The organism is Klebsiella sp. 141162 (assembly GCF_050600755.1).
Taxonomy (GTDB): Bacteria; Pseudomonadota; Gammaproteobacteria; order Enterobacterales; family Enterobacteriaceae; genus Klebsiella; species Klebsiella aerogenes.
This window is the reverse complement of sequence record NZ_JAQIRI010000001.1, coordinates 65644-82070: the sequence shown is the minus strand read 5'-3', so window position 1 is coordinate 82070 and position 16427 is coordinate 65644. Positions and strand designations below refer to the sequence as shown.

The window sequence follows — 16427 nt, the reverse complement described above, 5'->3', positions numbered from 1 at the left end:
GATGGTCGATTTTAGTGAGCAACAGAATCAAGCAATTGACGCAAATCAATAAACTATTTAGCTAATATTAATAAAACTTATTTTTTTGCGACCTTGTGCAACAACCAAAATCCGTGTAAATACGATGTTCATCTTATATAACATTAAGTAATGTTTTAGCTCTACGATTTTTACACCGCCGACAATTGACCCCACCGCTATACTATGACTTAATAGCCCCATTGCCCGTCTTCGGGTATACTTCAAGGAACCTTTTGTGAGTCAGGCACCCAGTATGCGTAAACGACATCGATTTAACCGTCGCATGACCCGTATCGTACTACTTATCAGTTTTCTCTTCTTCTTTGGACGCTTTGTCTACTCTTCTATCGGCGCCTGGTACCATCATCAGGGCAAGCAAGAGTCGCAGCAATCGACCATCACCATTGATGCTCCCGCGACGCCAACCACTCCAGCCCAGGAATAACGCCTACGGCCAATGTAACGGCTCTTTCGAGAACCCGCGCCCTTCCGCTTTATCTTTCTGTGACAGGGTAAGCAACTGCAGCAAAAATTGACATTCACCCGTCGCGGCGTTCTTTTAACGTTGCTGATTGACTCGACTTCATGGCGTGTTCGCTAATCGTCAGGCATCGTTTTTAATCCAGACCATATGCCCAACCGACATCAAACATCATTACGGACATAAAAAAACCCTCTGTAAACAGAGGGTTTCGTTCAACTATCAGCAGGAATTATTCCCACTCAATAGTCGCTGGCGGCTTGCCGCTGATGTCGTACACCACACGGGAAATACCGTTAACTTCGTTGATGATGCGGTTGGAGACGCGGCCGAGGAAATCATACGGCAGGTGCGCCCAGTGCGCGGTCATAAAGTCGATGGTTTCTACCGCACGCAGGGAGACGACCCAGTCGTACTTACGACCATCGCCCATCACGCCGACGGAGCGAACCGGCAGGAACACGGTGAATGCCTGGCTTACTTTGTCATACAGGTCGGCTTTGCGCAGTTCTTCAATGAAGATAGCGTCCGCGCGACGCAGCAGGTCGCAGTACTCTTTCTTCACTTCGCCAAGTACGCGAACGCCGAGGCCCGGCCCCGGGAACGGGTGGCGGAACAGCATGTCGTACGGCAGGCCCAGCTCCAGACCAATCTTACGCACTTCGTCTTTGAACAGCTCTTTCAGCGGCTCAACGAGGCCCATCTTCATTTCTTTCGGCAGGCCGCCAACGTTGTGGTGAGACTTGATGACGTGCGCTTTACCGGTCGCGGAAGCAGCGGATTCGATCACGTCAGGGTAGATAGTGCCCTGCGCCAGCCATTTCACGTCTTCCAGCTTCAGCGCTTCTTCGTCAAACACTTCAACGAAGACGCGGCCAATGATTTTACGCTTCGCTTCCGGATCGTTTTCGCCCTTCAGCGCGGTCAGGAAGCGATCTTCCGCCGCAACGTGTACGATGTTCAGGCCGAAACGGTCGCCGAACATATCCATAACCTGCTCGGCTTCGTTCAGGCGCAGCAGGCCGTTATCCACGAATACGCAGGTCAGATTTTTACCGATGGCGCGGTGCAGCAGCATCGCGGTAACGGAAGAGTCAACGCCGCCGGACAGGCCGAGGATGACTTTATCTTCACCCACCTGCTGACGAATACGCTCAACCGCGTCGTCGATGATTTTCGCCGGCGTCCACAGCGCTTCACACTGGCAGATGTCGCGCACGAAGCGCTCCAGCATACGCAGCCCCTGACGGGTGTGGGTGACTTCCGGGTGGAACTGTACGCCGTAGAAGCGTTTTTCTTCATTCGCCATGATGGCGAACGGGCAGCTCTCAGTGCTGGCGACGGTCACAAAGTCGGAAGGGATAGCGGTGACTTTATCACCATGGCTCATCCACACGTCCAGCAGCGGCTTACCGTCAGCGCTCAGCGCATCTTCGATGCCTTTGATCAGCGCGCTGTCGGTCTGCACTTCCACCTGCGCGTAGCCGAACTCGCGCTCGTTGGAAGCTTCAACGTGACCGCCCAGCTGCATAGCCATGGTCTGCATGCCATAGCATACACCGAAAACCGGTACGCCGGCTTCGAAGACGTACTGCGGCGCGCGCGGGCTGTTGTCTTCGGTAGTGCTTTCCGGGCCGCCGGAAAGAATGATGCCGTTCGGGTTGAACTCACGGATTTGAGCTTCGGTCACGTCCCAAGCCCAGAGTTCGCAATAGACCCCTAACTCACGTACGCGACGTGCAACCAGCTGGGTGTACTGTGAACCGAAGTCCAGGATAAGAATGCGATGTTTATGAATGTTATCCGTCATTGACGTTAATTCCAGAGAAGTAGCGATGATTGAATAAAAATCGCCCGGCGCGTAGCCGGGCGATGAAAATCAGGAGCCCATGCGGTAGTTCGGGGATTCCTTGGTGATCGTCACGTCGTGAACGTGGCTCTCCTGGATGCCCGCGCCGCTGATGCGCACGAACTCTGCTTTGGTACGCAGTGCGTCAATAGTACCACAACCGGTCAGACCCATACAGGAGCGCAGGCCGCCCATCTGCTGGTGAATGATCTCTTTCAGGCGGCCTTTATAGGCAACGCGGCCTTCGATACCTTCCGGTACCAGTTTGTCAGCGGCGTTATCGCTCTGGAAGTAACGGTCGGAGGAACCTTTGGACATAGCGCCCAGGGAACCCATACCGCGGTAGGATTTATAAGAACGGCCCTGATAGAGCTCGATTTCACCCGGGGATTCTTCGGTACCGGCCAGCATGGAGCCTACCATCACCGCGGCGGCGCCTGCGGCAATCGCTTTTGCGATATCGCCGGAGAAGCGGATACCGCCATCGGCGATAACCGGAATACCGGTGCCTTCCAGCGCTTCAACCGCGTCAGAAACGGCGGTGATCTGCGGAACGCCTACGCCGGTAACGATACGGGTAGTACAGATGGAGCCAGGGCCAATACCCACTTTCACCGCGCTGACGCCCGCTTCCGCCAGGGCACGAGCGCCCGCGCCGGTCGCCACGTTGCCGCCGATGATTTGCAGGTCAGGATATTTAGCGCGCGTTTCGCGAATACGCTGCAGAACGCCTTCGGAGTGACCGTGAGAGGAGTCGATCAGCAGAACGTCAACGCCTGCGGCGACCAGCGCGTCAACGCGCTCTTCGTTACCGGCGCCAGCGCCAACGGCGGCGCCAACGCGCAGACGACCGTGCTCGTCTTTACACGCATTCGGTTTACGTTCCGCTTTCTGGAAATCTTTTACGGTGATCATGCCGCGCAGATGGAAGCTATCATCCACTACCAGCGCTTTTTCTACGCGTTTTTCGTGCATTTTCGCGAAGACCACTTCACGGCTTTCGCCTTCACGCACGGTGACCAGGCGCTCTTTCGGCGTCATATAAACGCTGACCGGCTGATTCAGGTCGGTAACAAAACGCACGTCGCGGCCGGTGATAATGCCGACCAGTTCGTTGTCTTCGGTCACTACCGGATAACCGGCGAAACCGTTACGTTCGGTCAGTTCTTTCACTTCGCGCAGGGTGGTAGTCGGCAGAACGGTCTGTGGATCGCTTACCACGCCGGATTCATGTTTCTTCACGCGGCGGACTTCTTCAGCCTGGCGCTCGATTGACATGTTTTTATGAATAAAGCCGATGCCGCCTTCCTGGGCCAGGGCAATTGCCAGGCGCGCTTCAGTTACGGTATCCATCGCCGCGGAGAGCATAGGAATATTCAGACGAATCGTTTTCGTCAGCTGCGTGCTGAGATCGGCGGTATTCGGCAGAACGGTAGAATGAGCGGGAACAAGGAGGACGTCGTCAAACGTCAGGGCTTCTTTAGCGATACGTAGCATGGGCAATATCTCGACCAGGGTGGATAAATATTGCCGTGGCATTATACAGAGCGTAACCGATTGCATCCACCCTTTTTTGCAAATAATACTTGCGATCCCCTCTCAGCGCGTTACTATCGACTGAATAACCTGCTGATTTAGAATTTGATCTTGCTCACATGTTGCCATCTCAATCCCCTGCAATATTTACGGTCAGCCGCCTGAATCAGACGGTTCGCTTACTGCTGGAACGCGAAATGGGCCAGGTCTGGATAAGCGGCGAGATCTCTAACTTCAGCCAGCCCTCTTCCGGCCACTGGTACTTCACCTTAAAAGACGATAACGCCCAGGTGCGCTGCGCGATGTTTCGCAACAGCAACCGCCGCGTCACGTTTCGCCCGCAGCATGGCCAGCAGGTGCTGGTTCGCGCCAACATTACGCTTTACGAGCCGCGCGGCGACTACCAGATCATCGTCGAAAGCATGCAACCCGCCGGTGAAGGCCTGCTGCAGCAGAAATATGAGCAGCTCAAAGCGCTCCTGACGTCGGAAGGGTTATTCGATCAAAGTCACAAGCAGGCGCTCCCCTCACCCGCGCACTGCGTCGGCGTTATCACCTCCAAAACCGGCGCCGCGCTGCATGATATTTTACATGTGTTGAAACGCCGCGATCCCTCGCTGCCGGTGATCATCTATCCCACGGCGGTGCAAGGCGATGATGCGCCGGGGCAAATCGTGCGCGCGATAGCAGTAGCCAACCAGCGCCAGGAGTGCGACGTGCTGATCGTCGGGCGCGGCGGCGGTTCGCTGGAAGATTTATGGAGCTTTAACGACGAACGGGTCGCGCGGGCGATATTCGCCAGCCGCATTCCGGTAGTGAGCGCCGTCGGCCATGAAACCGACGTCACCATCGCCGATTTCGTCGCCGACCTGCGGGCGCCGACGCCCTCTGCGGCGGCAGAGATCGTCAGCCGCAATCAGCAGGAGCTTCTGCGTCAGCTACAGTCCGGCCAGCAGCGCCTGGAGATGGCGATGGATTACTTCCTCGCCAACCGCCAGCGCCGCTTTACGCAGTTGTTTCACCGCTTACAGCAGCAGCATCCGCAGCTGCGTTTAGCGCGTCAGCAGACCGAACTGGAACGCCTGCGTCAGCGGATGCGCTTTGCGCTGGAAAGCCAGCTCAAACGTGCCGACCAGCGCCAGCAGCGCGCCGCGCAGCGGTTGAATCAGCAAAACCCGCAGCCGCGTATCCATCGCGCGCAGTCGCGTATTCAGCAACTGGAGTATCGTCTGGCGGAAAATATTCGTGCCCGACTGAGCGAGCAGCGCGAGCGTTTCGGCAATACCGTGACGCATCTGGAAGCCGTCAGCCCTCTGGCGACGCTGGCTCGTGGCTATAGCGTCACATCAGCCGGTGACGGCAAGGTACTGAAAAAAATCAAACAGGTGCAGGCTGGCGATGTTGTCACTACCCGGCTGGAAGATGGTTGGGTCGAAAGCGAAGTGACAACCATTACCCCGGTGAAGAAAACGCGCGCCCGCAAAAAAGTCTGATTATCCCCCCGTTTCAAGCGGGGATAACTATACTGCTGTCATGCCCTTTTAACACCGTTCATCCGGCCAGGGAGCGTGATATGCCAGATACTTGTCCTCGTTTCGTGATTCCACCCTACATTTTACGCCGTATTGTCGACCATGGTTCCGTTCAGCAGCAGCGCTGCGCGCAGCAAACGCTGAGCCATGTACAAACCCTGATGGCGCACGTGCCGGGCCGCCCCGCCGCCGCCCATGTCGCCACGCCAGGCCAGCTTGAGCGCGACATTTACGATGCCAGGCAGACTCAGGAACTTCCAGGATTCCAGGTGCGCTTTGAAGGACAACCTTCCAACGGCGATGTCGCCGTCGATGAGGCCTACGACTATCTCGGCATCACCCATGAGTTTTTCTGGAAGAGCTATCATCGCGATTCGCTGGACAACCGCGGATTGAAGCTGACCGGCAGCGTCCACTATGGTCACGAATATCAAAACGCCTTCTGGAACGGGCAGCAAATGGTGTTTGGCGATGGCGATGGCGAGATCTTTAATCGTTTTACAATTGCGATTGATGTGGTGGCGCACGAGTTAAGCCATGGCGTTACGGAGAGCGAAGCCGGGCTTATCTATTTCGAACAATCCGGCGCGCTCAATGAATCGCTTTCCGATGTTTTTGGCTCGCTGGTCAAGCAATATCAACGCCAGCAAACGGCAGATAAAGCAGACTGGATAATTGGCGAGGGGCTCCTCGCGAAAGGGATTCACGGCCAAGGACTGCGATCGATGTCGCATCCGGGGACCGCCTATGATGACCCCATTCTTGGCAAAGACCCGCAACCCGCCCATATGAAAGATTTTGTGCATACCCAGCAGGATAACGGCGGCGTGCATATTAACTCCGGCATTCCTAATCATGCTTTCTATCTCGCCGCCAGCGCGCTGGGTGGTTTTGCATGGGAAAAAGCGGGATACGCCTGGTACGACGCGGTTTGTGATAAGTCACTGGCCAAAGACGCCGATTTTTCAGCCTTTGCCAGACTGACGATTCAACATGGCGAAAAACGTTTTGGTAAAGCGGTCGCCGATGCGATTCGCCAGGCCTGGGAGGGCGTTGGAGTCACATCATGAACGAGGCCGATCTTAGCGATGACGCGATTATTGAACTGGCGCGTGAAGGCGGCGTCGCCTGGTTCCCGACGCTTAGCGGCATGCGTAAGATTGTCGTAGCGCAACTTAACGAGCAACAAAAACAGCGCATCGCCGCAATACTGCAGCAGTCGTTGCCGCTCGGCAAGCCGCCGGGGCAGCCGGATTCCCCGGGTAGCGGCGACCAGCGTTTCTTTCGTATCCAAATAATCAGCGCCCAACGCTATCACAGCCTGATCATTCTCATCCCGGAAGAGCGCGCGCCGGAGGCGCTGGTTGAACTCTGGCGAAATGGTGAAGGCTGCGTTAGCGATTAACCGAGCACAAATTCGACGCGTTTTTTCGAAATCAGTCCGTGGCCGTGCTGGCAGAAATAATCCACCGCACCGCACGCCTTCAGCACTTCCAGCGGCTGATGGCAGTCCGGGCAGCGCGCCTCTAAAGCAAAATCTTTCTCACAGTGCGCGCAATGCGCGCTGTTGCCTTGTGCTTCCAACCGGGCATGACAAATGGGGCAATTGAGTTCCATGGTGTCTCCTTCTCATAATGAATAGCATGAGTTTATCACGTCATACGTCAGCGTTGCTGACCCGGCGAAGCGTTGAATCGGGTAGATAAAAAAACCCGCCAGCGGCGGGTTTCTACATTATTTGCTTTTCTTGATATGTTTAATCAAGCGCTTACGCTTACGCATCTGGTTCGGCGTCAGGGTATTGCGTTTATTGGCAAACGGGTTTTCCCCTTCCTTGAACTGAATGCGGATCGGCGTACCCATGACATCCAGCGATTTACGGAAGTAGTTCATCAGGTAACGCTTGTAGGAATCCGGCAGGTCTTTCACCTGATTGCCGTGAATCACCACGATCGGCGGGTTATAACCGCCAGCGTGCGCATACTTCAGCTTCACGCGGCGACCGCGTACCAGCGGCGGCTGATGATCTTCTGCCGCCATGGTCATAATACGTGTCAGCATGGCGGTACCCACGCGACGGGTGGCGCTGTCGTATGCTTCACGCACCGATTCGAACAGGTTGCCGACGCCGCTGCCGTGCAGAGCGGAGATAAAGTGCACGCGGGCGAAGTCGATGAAGCCCAGACGGAAGTCGAGGGTTTCTTTCACCTGCTCTCTCACTTCCTGGCTCAGGCCATCCCATTTGTTGACCACGATAACCAGGGAACGACCGCTGTTAAGGATAAAGCCCAGCAGCGATAGGTCCTGATCGGAGATACCTTCACGGGCATCAATGACCAGCATCACCACGTTGGCGTCTTCAATCGCCTGCAGCGTCTTGATGACCGAGAATTTCTCCACGACGTCGGTAATTTTGCCGCGCTTACGCACACCAGCGGTATCGATAAGCACATATTCGCGTTCATCGCGCTGCATCGGAATGTAGATGCTGTCGCGGGTTGTGCCCGGCATATCGTAAACCACCACGCGATCTTCGCCGAGAATACGGTTAGTCAGCGTTGACTTACCGACATTTGGACGACCGACGATCGCCAGCTTAATCGGGAGATCTTGCGGGTTGAAGTCGTCTTCCGGCTCTTCAGCTTCTTCGCCGTTTTGCTCGGCTTCAAATTGCGCCCAGTAGGCGGCGTCTTCATCCACTTCTTCCTGCGGATTAACCTCATCCACCCACGGCAGCAACACATGTTCCAGCAGGCTGGTAACGCCGCGACCGTGCGAAGCGGCGATCGGATAAATATCGCCCAGCCCCAGCGACCAGAAGTCGGCCATCGCCTGATCGACGTCGATGCCGTCGGTTTTGTTCGCCACCAGGAAGGTCGGTTTTTCGCGAGAACGCAGATGTTTGGCGATTGCGGAATCCGCCGGCATCAGGCCCGCGCGCGCATCAACCATAAACAGCACCACGTCGGCCTCTTCAATCGCCAGCAGCGACTGTTCCGCCATCCGGGTTTCCACGCCTTCTTCCGTACCGTCGATACCGCCGGTATCGATACAGATGAATTCGCGGCCTTCCACTTCAGCACGACCGTACTTACGGTCGCGAGTCAGCCCCGGGAAATCCGCGACCAACGCGTCACGAGTGCGCGTTAAGCGGTTGAAGAGCGTGGATTTTCCAACGTTAGGGCGCCCGACAAGCGCGACCACAGGTATCATGTTAAATGCCTCATACAAATTGCAATACAACCTCATTTTACGAGGTTTTTTAAAAAGTCAAAACGGCCCCTGTCTGTCAGGAGCCGTTTATTAAAGCGATACTACCGCGCGAGTTAACGCGTGATTGAATACAGCGTACCGTCTTTGGCCTGGATAAGCAGGCGACCGTCGGCGATAACCGGGTCGGTCAGGAAGCCGGAACTATCGACTTTCTGCTGCGCCACAAAGTGGCCGTCTTCCGGATTGATCCAGTGCATGTAGCCTTCGCTGTCGCCTACCACCAGGCTGCCGTTATACAGCGCCGGAGCGGTCAGCAGACGGTGCAGCAGATCGCTCTGGGTCCACAGCGTTACGCCGCCATCGGTGGTCAGCGCCAGCAGGCGGTCATTCTGATCGACCAGATAGATACGATTGCCGTCAACGATGAAATCGTTCACTGAACCCAGTTCGCGTTTCCAGATAATCTGGCCGCTGCGCAGATCCAGCGCGGTCAGGTTGCCATTATAAGCCAACGTATAAACAACGCCATTAACGATAACCGGCGTGGTGTCAACGTCGTTCAGACGGTCGATCTCAGTCGGGCCGGTAGCCGTAGAAATACGCTGCTGCCAAATCATCTGCCCCTGCTGCATCAGCACGGCGCTGACGCGGCCGTTATCGCCGCCGACAATTGCCGCGCCATAAGCGGTGGCCGGAGCGGATTCACCGCGCAGGGAGAGCGCCGGCATGTCCAGGTTCACGGTCCATTTTACCGCGCCGTCGGTTTCGTTCAGCGCCTGCAGCTGACCGTTACTGGTATGCACCAGTACCATGCCATCGCTAACGACCGGACGAGAAATCGCTTCACCCGCAACACGGCTCTGCCACGCAACGGTACCGTCGCTGGTATTCAGCGCGAACAGCTGCGCCTTTTCAGTACCAACATAAACGTGGCCGCCGGAAACGGTCAGCCCGCCGGAGAGCAGCGCCGGGGCGCGCGAGAACCAGCCGTCTTTTTCCGCCAGGTTCACCGACCAGACTTCTTTTCCGTCTTCAGCGTGCAGCGCTTTCACGGTGCCTTTACGGTCAGCCGCATACACAACGCCGTCAGCAAACGCCGGGTGCAGGTTGGAATAGAAATCACCGATACCATCGCCAACTGAAGTGCTCCAGGACGTGGACGGCGTAAACTGGTTTTCCACCGTCGGCAGCGGTGACATTTTCACCACGTCTTCTTCGCTGTTAAACAGCGAGCAACCGCTCAGTAAGGTGACGGAAAGCAGCCCTGGCAAAAGTAATTTACGCAATTGCATCGAGTCCCTCTCAGATGGACAAATTATTTATTTTCATACGCATCATTTCGCTGAGCGCTGGCGATGCATCGCTTTTCACGCCTGCTTCCCAGGCCGCGCGGGCGCCCTGCTTGTCGCCTTTGCTCAGCAGAATTTCACCACGCAAATCGGCAACGATAGCGGTCCAGCCTTCGCCTTTAATGCCTTCCAGGGTTTTCAGCGCCGCATCCGGCTGCTTGAGCTGCAGCTGTACGCGGGCCAGACGCATATTGATAACCGATTTCAGGTTATCATCGGAGGCGGCAGTCAGCCCTTGTTGCAGCTGCTTCTCCGCGCCCTGCAGATCGTTTTTGTCGACCAGACGCTGCGCGAGCTCCAGCGATGCGAACGCGCCATAGGTGTTTTTACTGTCGGCGGCGAATTTCTCCGCCGCGGTCAGCGTTTCAGGCGTACCCGATTTCAGCGCGGAAATGGCATTTTCGTAGGCCAGAGAGGAATCCCGGGCCGAATCCAGCTGATGGGAAGTCCAGTAGCGCCAGCCAACCAGCGCGCCGATCCCTAAAATCACCCCGACGGCCAGCGCTTTACCGTTCTCGGCAAAGAAACGCTTGAGGGCGTCGACCTGCTCGTTTTCGTTGTTGAAAGTTTCCACGCAGTCCTTCTCCTGACTAATGGTTTCCGGGAAATTAACCCAGAAGTGTGCGCAAATGCGCGGCAACGCTATCCTGCGTTACGGTAGTTTGCTCACCTGAGCGTAAATCCTTCACTACCACGTTTCCGTCAGCAATTTCTGACTCACCGACCACCAGCGCGACGCGCGCGCCCCACTTGTCAGCGCGAGCGAACTGCTTCTTAAAGTTACCGCCGCCGTGGTTAGTCATCAGCTTAACGCCGGGCAGCGCATCGCGAACCTGCTCAGCCAGACGCATTGCTGCGGACTGAGTATCGGTACCGGAGGCTACCAGGTATATATCGACAACAGGATCGGCTTTAAATTCCGGATTGACTGCCTGAACCAGCAAAACAAGACGTTCCAGGCCCATCGCAAAGCCAACGCCCGGCGTCGCGCGACCGCCAAGCTGCTCAACCAGACCGTCGTAACGGCCGCCGGCGCAGACGGTGCCCTGCGAACCGAGGCTGGTGGTGACCCACTCAAATACGGTGCGATTGTAATAGTCAAGCCCGCGCACCAGACGCTGGTTGACGGTATAGCGAATTCCGGCCGCGTCGAGCAGCGCGCACAGACCGGCGAAGTGTTCTTTGGACTCGTCGTCCAGATAATCGCCCAGCGCCGGCGCATCGTTCAGCAGCGCCTGTACTTCCGGATTTTTAGAGTCCAGCACGCGCAGCGGGTTGGTATACATGCGGCGTTTGCAGTCTTCATCAAGCTTATCTTTAAATTGTTCCAGATAGGCAACCAGCGCGTCGCGATAGGCGGCACGCGCCTCCAGCGAACCGATGGAGTTCAGCTCAAGGCTGACGTGATCGGAAATGCCCAGCTCGCGCCACCAGCGCGCGGTCAACATGATAAGCTCGGCATCGATGTCCGGCCCCTGCAGGCCAAAGACTTCCGCGCCAATCTGATGGAACTGACGGTAGCGTCCTTTCTGCGGACGTTCGTGGCGGAACATCGGCCCCACGTACCACAGACGCTGTTCTTGATTGTACAGCAGACCATGTTCGATGCCGGCACGTACGCAGCCCGCCGTTCCTTCCGGACGCAGCGTCAGGCTATCGCCATTGCGGTCTTCGAAGGTATACATCTCTTTTTCAACCACGTCGGTCACTTCGCCGATCGCGCGTTTGAATAACGGGGTCTGCTCTACAATCGGCAAACGAATTTCGCTGTAACCGTAGCTACCAAGCACCTGCTTCAGTGAGCCTTCAATGCGCTGCCAGAGAGCGGTTTCGCCCGGCAGATAATCGTTCATGCCACGGATGGCTTGAATGTTCTTTGCCACGTTTATTCTCTTTATATATAAAAATGAACCCCGGCGCCTTGCGCCCGCAGGTTCAATCATACACGGGAAGCGTATTGCTTCCCAACACGTTATTTTGCTTCAACCTGCTGAACTTCGATACGACGCGCTTCATCCAGCATGGTGGCTTTCGCGCGGATACGCGCTTCCAGCTGGTCGATCATGTCATTATTGTCCAGTCGGTCTTTGCGCACGCCGTCTTCATACAGGCCGCTTTTCTTGTTGCCGCCGGTGACGCCGAGGGTAGAAACCAGCGCTTCGCCTGGGCCGTTAACCACACAGCCGATGATCGAAACATCCATCGGAGTGATGATATCTTCCAGACGCTGCTCCAGCGCGTTCACCGTACCGATGACGTCAAACTCCTGACGCGAGCAGGTTGGGCAAGCGATAAAGTTAATACCGCGGGAACGGATGCGCAGCGACTTCAGGATATCGAAGCCGACTTTAATCTCTTCCACCGGATCGGCTGCCAGCGACACGCGCAGGGTATCGCCGATCCCTTCAGACAGCAGCAAACCTAAACCGATCGCGGATTTTACCGCGCCGCTACGCGCGCCGCCGGCTTCGGTGATCCCGAGATGCAGCGGCTGATCGATCTGCTTCGCCAACAGGCGATAGGATTCAACGGCGAGGAAGACATCAGAAGCTTTTACGCTAACTTTGAACTGATCGAAGTTCAAACGATCGAGATGATCGACGTGACGCATGGCGGACTCTAACAGCGCCTGCGGCGTCGGCTCGCCGTATTTTTCCTGCAGATCTTTTTCCAGCGAACCGGCGTTGACGCCGATGCGGATAGGAATGTTTTTGTCGCGCGCGCAGTCCACGACCATGCGGATACGCTCTTCGTTACCGATGTTGCCTGGATTGATGCGCAGGCAATCAACGCCATATTCCGCGACTTTCAGCGCAATACGGTAGTCAAAGTGGATATCGGCGACCAGCGGCACGTTGACCTGCTGTTTGATGAGCTTGAAAGCTTCCGCTGCGTCCATCGTCGGGACGGAAACGCGGACGATGTCCGCGCCCACGCGCTCCAGCGCTTTAATTTGATTTACCGTCGCGGCCACATCGGTGGTGCGAGTATTGGTCATCGACTGTACGGCGATGGGAGCCCCATCGCCAATCGGCACATTACCAACGTAAATGCGTTTGGACTTTCTACGTTGAATCGGAGCCTGGTTATGCATGAAAAATCTCCCGCGTTACCCGTCTGTTACTGCGCCGGTGATTGTTCGGCATTAAGGGTCAGACGCGCAACCTGGTTAGTTCTGATAAAACGACTCAAATCGACTGGTTTGCCCAGATACTGGATTTGTACCGCAGCCGGGGCGCCGATTTTCAGCTTATACGGCGCCTGACCGCTCAGGTTCAGGTTCCCGCCTTTACGCTGCAGGCCGCTGAACAGTTTTTTACCGGTCGCATCGCTCACTTCCAACCAGCAATCGGCGCTAAAGTTCATTACCAGATCCTGAGCGGAAGCCGCCGCTGCGGCATTGGCCTGATCGGTAGGCAATGCGGAGGTCGGGGCTGGCGCAGCCGGCGCGGTGGCGGCGGTATCGACGTTCGCCTGCGAAGGGGCGACCACGGCGTTGTTATCCGCCGGCGCGGAGGTAGTCGCTGGCGCGCTCGCGGCTGGCGCAGTCGAGTTATCGACCGGCGCGCTATTGGTATTGGCTGCCGTCGTATCCGGCGCGTTATTCGCCGAACCGGTGTCCAGCGGAATTGACTGGCTGCCGCTATCGCTACTGTTCAGATCGCTGGAGGATTGATCGGCCATGCTGGTGATCTCTTCCTGCTGCGCTTTGTGGTCTTGCCACCACCATGCGCCGCTCAGGCCGATAACCACAAACAAAATCAGCCAGGTAAAGCTCATCAGCCAACCGTCGCGTTTTTTACGACGTTTACCCAGCGAGAAGCTCTGCATCGGCGCCACTTTGGCGGCGCGAATTGGCGCTTGCTTCGCCATCATCGGCAGCAGTTCTTCTTCCGGGATATGTACGAGGCGAGCGTAGGAACGGATATAGCCGCGCAGGAAGGTCGAAGCGAGATCGGCTGGCGCCTTATCTTCTTCAATATCACGAACCGTGGAAACCTTCAGGCATAAGCGTTCAGCCACCGCTTGCTGGCTGAGTCCGAGTTGTTCGCGGGCATTACGCAGGCGCGCGCCCGTAGAGTTTGCTTCTTGATGGTCTTGAGTGGCTTCAGTATTCATTCGCTACAACTACTGGTACGTGAAATTTAAAGTTCAGCGCGGGAAAGAGCCTGCGCCGCGAGACACTGCTCAACGTCAACCGACAGTATAAGGCTGTCCGGGCGACTATCACAGAGACTTATCAATATTGAATGCTAAGCGGTTGTTGTACCGCTACATACTGCCTCAAAGTCGACAAAAACGCACCGTAATTATTAACCGAATCAGCGTATTTCGCCTGGCAATTCGACATATTTATGCAGCGCGCAGCGAAAGCTGTGCGCTGCATAACTTATCAGACGGATTTCACGTCGATCGCTTCGCCCTGCATACGCTTACGCAGCGTACGTTTGGTACGGTCGATTACGTCGCCCGCCAGCTGGCCGCAGGCGGCATCGATATCGTCGCCGCGGGTTTTACGCACGATGGTGGTGAAACCATATTCCATCAGCACTTTGGAGAAACGATCGATACGGCTGTTAGAACTACGGCCATACGGCGCGCCCGGGAACGGGTTCCATGGGATCAGGTTGATCTTGCACGGCGTATCTTTCAGCAGCGCCGCCAGTTCGTGGGCGTGCTCGGTACCGTCGTTGACGTGATCCAGCATGACGTACTCGATAGTCACGCGGCCCTGGTTGGCGTTGGACTTCGAAATATAGCCGCGCACCGAGTTCAGGAAGGTCTCAATATTGTACTTTTTGTTAATCGGTACAATTTCGTCGCGGATGGTGTCGTTCGGCGCGTGCAGAGAAATCGCCAGCGCAACGTCGATCATGTCGCCGAGTTTATCCAGCGCCGGCACCACGCCGGAAGTGGACAAGGTCACGCGGCGTTTGGAGAGACCAAAACCGAAATCATCCAGCATGATTTCCATCGCCGGAACGACGTTATTGAGGTTCAGCAGCGGCTCGCCCATACCCATCATTACCACGTTGGTAATTGGACGTACGCCGGTAGTCTTCACCGCACCGACGATTTTCGCCGCGCGCCAGACCTGGCCGATAATTTCGGAAACGCGCAGGTTACGGTTGAAGCCTTGCTGAGCGGTGGAGCAGAATTTACATTCCAGCGCACAGCCAACCTGTGAAGAGACGCACAGCGTGGCGCGGTCTTCTTCCGGGATGTAGACCGTTTCAACGCGCTGATCGCCAACGGCAATCGCCCATTTGATGGTGCCGTCGCTGGAGCGCTGCTCTTCAACGACTTCCGGCGCGCGGATCTCGGCGACTTCCTTCAGTTTGCCGCGCAGGACTTTGTTGATGTCGGTCATTTCATCAAAGTCATCGCAGCAGTAGTGATACATCCATTTCATCACCTGATCGGCGCGGAAAGGCTTCTCGCCCATGTTTTTGAAAAACTCGCGCATCTGCTGACGGTTTAAATCCAGCAGGTTGATTTTGGCATCTTTATTCGGCACCGTCAGAGCGGCGGTATCAGGTGTGACAATTTGTTCAGACATAATTTTTCCGGCCTCGTTATTACACGTTATGGCCCCAGGTGGGTTGAAAAAGAAACGCCCCGGAGAGCGACTGCTCGTCCGGGGGCGCTATATTCTACAAATTCTGGCGCATCATTGCCACGTTTGCACAAAGCAATGATAAAAAAATCTGTAACTGACTGCTCAATCCTCTAAGGCTTTTCGATTGTCAGGCCACGCCGCGACGGTCGAAAAGACGAGGGTCGTATCTCCAAAGTATTTCAGGTCACAGCGAGGCGGCGAGTTCGCAAATCCCCGGGAGCATAGATAACTATGTGACCGGGGTGCGCGAATGAAGCCAACAAAGCTGTGGCGTGAAAGACGCAGGAGATTAGCGAGTACGCGGGCAAACCTCGCCTTCAGCAAAGAAGAACGCGATTTCGCGAGCAGCAGACTCTACAGAGTCGGAACCGTGGGTGCCGTTCTCGGTGAAGCTGTCAGCGTAGTCAGCGCGCAGGGTACCGGCCAGGGCGTTGTCCGGGTTGGTCGCGCCCAGCAGGTCACGGTGACGCTGAACCGCATTTTCGCCTTCCAGTACGGAAACCACGATCGGGCCGGAGGTCATGAACTCAACCAGACCGTCGAAGAACGGACGGCCTTCGTGCTCAGCATAGAAGCCGCGAGCCTGCTCAACGGTCAGATGCAGCATTTTGGTGCCGACGATTTTGAACCCTGCAGCTTCAAAGCGAGAAAAGATGCTGCCAATAACGTTTTTTGCCACCGCGTTTGGTTTGATGATGGAAAAAGTACGTTCAATAGCCATGATTACCTCTAATTAAATGTTCTGTTGTTGCACATACGATCGTATGGCCTGGCGCGCATTATAATGAGCAACGTCGGCGATGCCTACGGACGAAGGTAACATTTT

General features: G+C 56.0%; 15 protein-coding genes. 4 read left to right on the top strand and 11 right to left on the bottom strand.

Translation table 11 applies throughout. The features are described from left to right. The first annotated feature begins 274 nt into the window (after window positions 1-274). Window positions 275-466 carry a YfgG family protein gene (locus tag PGR23_RS00375; RefSeq protein WP_045392697.1) on the top strand — a complete coding sequence of 64 codons (192 nt, stop codon included), beginning with the start codon at window positions 275-277 and terminating at the stop codon, window positions 464-466. 268 nt (window positions 467-734) lie between these two features. On the opposite strand, the gene guaA is transcribed toward PGR23_RS00375, so the two are convergent. Both guaA and guaB read right to left on the bottom strand, forming a co-directional pair. Then, window positions 735-2312 carry a glutamine-hydrolyzing GMP synthase gene (gene guaA, locus PGR23_RS00370; protein ID WP_015703162.1) on the bottom strand — a complete coding sequence of 526 codons (1578 nt, stop codon included), beginning with the start codon at window positions 2310-2312 and terminating at the stop codon, window positions 735-737. A 69-nt stretch (window positions 2313-2381) separates the two neighbouring features. Next, a complete protein-coding gene (guaB, locus tag PGR23_RS00365; protein ID WP_015370334.1) occupies window positions 2382-3848 on the bottom strand; it encodes an IMP dehydrogenase in 1467 nt (488 codons plus the stop codon). Between the two features lie 158 nt (window positions 3849-4006). On the opposite strand from guaB, the gene xseA reads away from it, so the two are divergent. The 3 genes from xseA (at window position 4007) to PGR23_RS00350 (ending at window position 6824) form a co-directional block, all read left to right on the top strand. Then, on the top strand, window positions 4007-5380 hold the full coding sequence (xseA, locus tag PGR23_RS00360) for an exodeoxyribonuclease VII large subunit (RefSeq protein ID WP_396279496.1): 1374 nt from the start codon (window positions 4007-4009) through the stop codon (window positions 5378-5380). Between the two features lie 80 nt (window positions 5381-5460). After that, entirely contained in the window at window positions 5461-6489 is a 1029-nt protein-coding gene (locus PGR23_RS00355) for a M4 family metallopeptidase (RefSeq protein WP_045392703.1), read from the top strand. Continuing rightward, a complete protein-coding gene (locus tag PGR23_RS00350) occupies window positions 6486-6824 on the top strand; it encodes a protealysin inhibitor emfourin (protein ID WP_396279494.1) in 339 nt (112 codons plus the stop codon). The genes PGR23_RS00355 and PGR23_RS00350 overlap by 4 nt, the downstream gene beginning before the upstream one ends. Here PGR23_RS00350 and PGR23_RS00345 read toward each other — a convergent pair. The 9 genes from PGR23_RS00345 to ndk form a co-directional block, all read right to left on the bottom strand. Further along, on the bottom strand, window positions 6821-7036 hold the full coding sequence (locus tag PGR23_RS00345) for a zinc ribbon domain-containing protein (protein ID WP_047043436.1): 216 nt from the start codon (window positions 7034-7036) through the stop codon (window positions 6821-6823). The two genes, PGR23_RS00350 and PGR23_RS00345, sit on opposite strands and share 4 nt — an antisense overlap. Window positions 7037-7153: 117 nt before the next feature. After that, on the bottom strand, window positions 7154-8632 hold the full coding sequence (gene der / locus PGR23_RS00340; protein ID WP_049060146.1) for a ribosome biogenesis GTPase Der: 1479 nt from the start codon (window positions 8630-8632) through the stop codon (window positions 7154-7156). A gap of 113 nt (window positions 8633-8745) precedes the next feature. Further along, window positions 8746-9924: an outer membrane protein assembly factor BamB gene (gene bamB / locus PGR23_RS00335; RefSeq protein WP_045392712.1), complete on the bottom strand. Its 1179-nt coding sequence runs from the start codon at window positions 9922-9924 to the stop codon at window positions 8746-8748. A 10-nt stretch (window positions 9925-9934) separates the two neighbouring features. After that, window positions 9935-10555, bottom strand: a complete 621-nt coding sequence (locus tag PGR23_RS00330; RefSeq protein WP_045392715.1) for a YfgM family protein — start codon at window positions 10553-10555, stop codon at window positions 9935-9937. A gap of 34 nt (window positions 10556-10589) precedes the next feature. After that, window positions 10590-11864 (bottom strand): histidine--tRNA ligase, encoded by a 1275-nt coding sequence (hisS, locus tag PGR23_RS00325; RefSeq protein ID WP_015703166.1) that lies wholly within the window; start codon window positions 11862-11864, stop codon window positions 10590-10592. An 89-nt stretch (window positions 11865-11953) separates the two neighbouring features. Next, window positions 11954-13075, bottom strand: coding sequence for a flavodoxin-dependent (E)-4-hydroxy-3-methylbut-2-enyl-diphosphate synthase (gene ispG, locus PGR23_RS00320; RefSeq protein ID WP_015370324.1), 1122 nt, complete (start codon window positions 13073-13075; stop codon window positions 11954-11956). A 26-nt stretch (window positions 13076-13101) separates the two neighbouring features. Continuing rightward, window positions 13102-14100 carry a cytoskeleton protein RodZ gene (gene rodZ, locus PGR23_RS00315; protein WP_047043431.1) on the bottom strand — a complete coding sequence of 333 codons (999 nt, stop codon included), beginning with the start codon at window positions 14098-14100 and terminating at the stop codon, window positions 13102-13104. A 274-nt stretch (window positions 14101-14374) separates the two neighbouring features. Further along, the gene (locus tag PGR23_RS00310) at window positions 14375-15541 is read right to left on the bottom strand and encodes a bifunctional tRNA (adenosine(37)-C2)-methyltransferase TrmG/ribosomal RNA large subunit methyltransferase RlmN (RefSeq protein ID WP_396279493.1); all 1167 of its coding nucleotides are present in this window, start codon (window positions 15539-15541) and stop codon (window positions 14375-14377) included. 349 nt (window positions 15542-15890) lie between these two features. Further along, the gene (gene ndk, locus PGR23_RS00305) at window positions 15891-16322 is read right to left on the bottom strand and encodes a nucleoside-diphosphate kinase (RefSeq protein WP_004866348.1); all 432 of its coding nucleotides are present in this window, start codon (window positions 16320-16322) and stop codon (window positions 15891-15893) included. Window positions 16323-16427: the final 105 nt, after the last annotated feature.

Coding starts and splice junctions, on each gene's coding strand:
- guaA (WP_015703162.1), bottom strand. CDS start 2,312: ATGACGGATAACATTCATAAACATCGCATTCTTATCCTGGACTTCGGT.
- bamB (WP_045392712.1), bottom strand. CDS start 9,924: ATGCAATTGCGTAAATTACTTTTGCCAGGGCTGCTTTCCGTCACCTTA.
- der (WP_049060146.1), bottom strand. CDS start 8,632: ATGATACCTGTGGTCGCGCTTGTCGGGCGCCCTAACGTTGGAAAATCC.
- ispG (WP_015370324.1), bottom strand. CDS start 13,075: ATGCATAACCAGGCTCCGATTCAACGTAGAAAGTCCAAACGCATTTAC.
- xseA (WP_396279496.1), top strand. CDS start 4,007: ATGTTGCCATCTCAATCCCCTGCAATATTTACGGTCAGCCGCCTGAAT.
- guaB (WP_015370334.1), bottom strand. CDS start 3,848: ATGCTACGTATCGCTAAAGAAGCCCTGACGTTTGACGACGTCCTCCTT.
- rodZ (WP_047043431.1), bottom strand. CDS start 14,100: ATGAATACTGAAGCCACTCAAGACCATCAAGAAGCAAACTCTACGGGC.
- PGR23_RS00355 (WP_045392703.1), top strand. CDS start 5,461: ATGCCAGATACTTGTCCTCGTTTCGTGATTCCACCCTACATTTTACGC.
- PGR23_RS00375 (WP_045392697.1), top strand. CDS start 275: ATGCGTAAACGACATCGATTTAACCGTCGCATGACCCGTATCGTACTA.
- PGR23_RS00310 (WP_396279493.1), bottom strand. CDS start 15,541: ATGTCTGAACAAATTGTCACACCTGATACCGCCGCTCTGACGGTGCCG.
- PGR23_RS00345 (WP_047043436.1), bottom strand. CDS start 7,036: ATGGAACTCAATTGCCCCATTTGTCATGCCCGGTTGGAAGCACAAGGC.
- PGR23_RS00350 (WP_396279494.1), top strand. CDS start 6,486: ATGAACGAGGCCGATCTTAGCGATGACGCGATTATTGAACTGGCGCGT.
- ndk (WP_004866348.1), bottom strand. CDS start 16,322: ATGGCTATTGAACGTACTTTTTCCATCATCAAACCAAACGCGGTGGCA.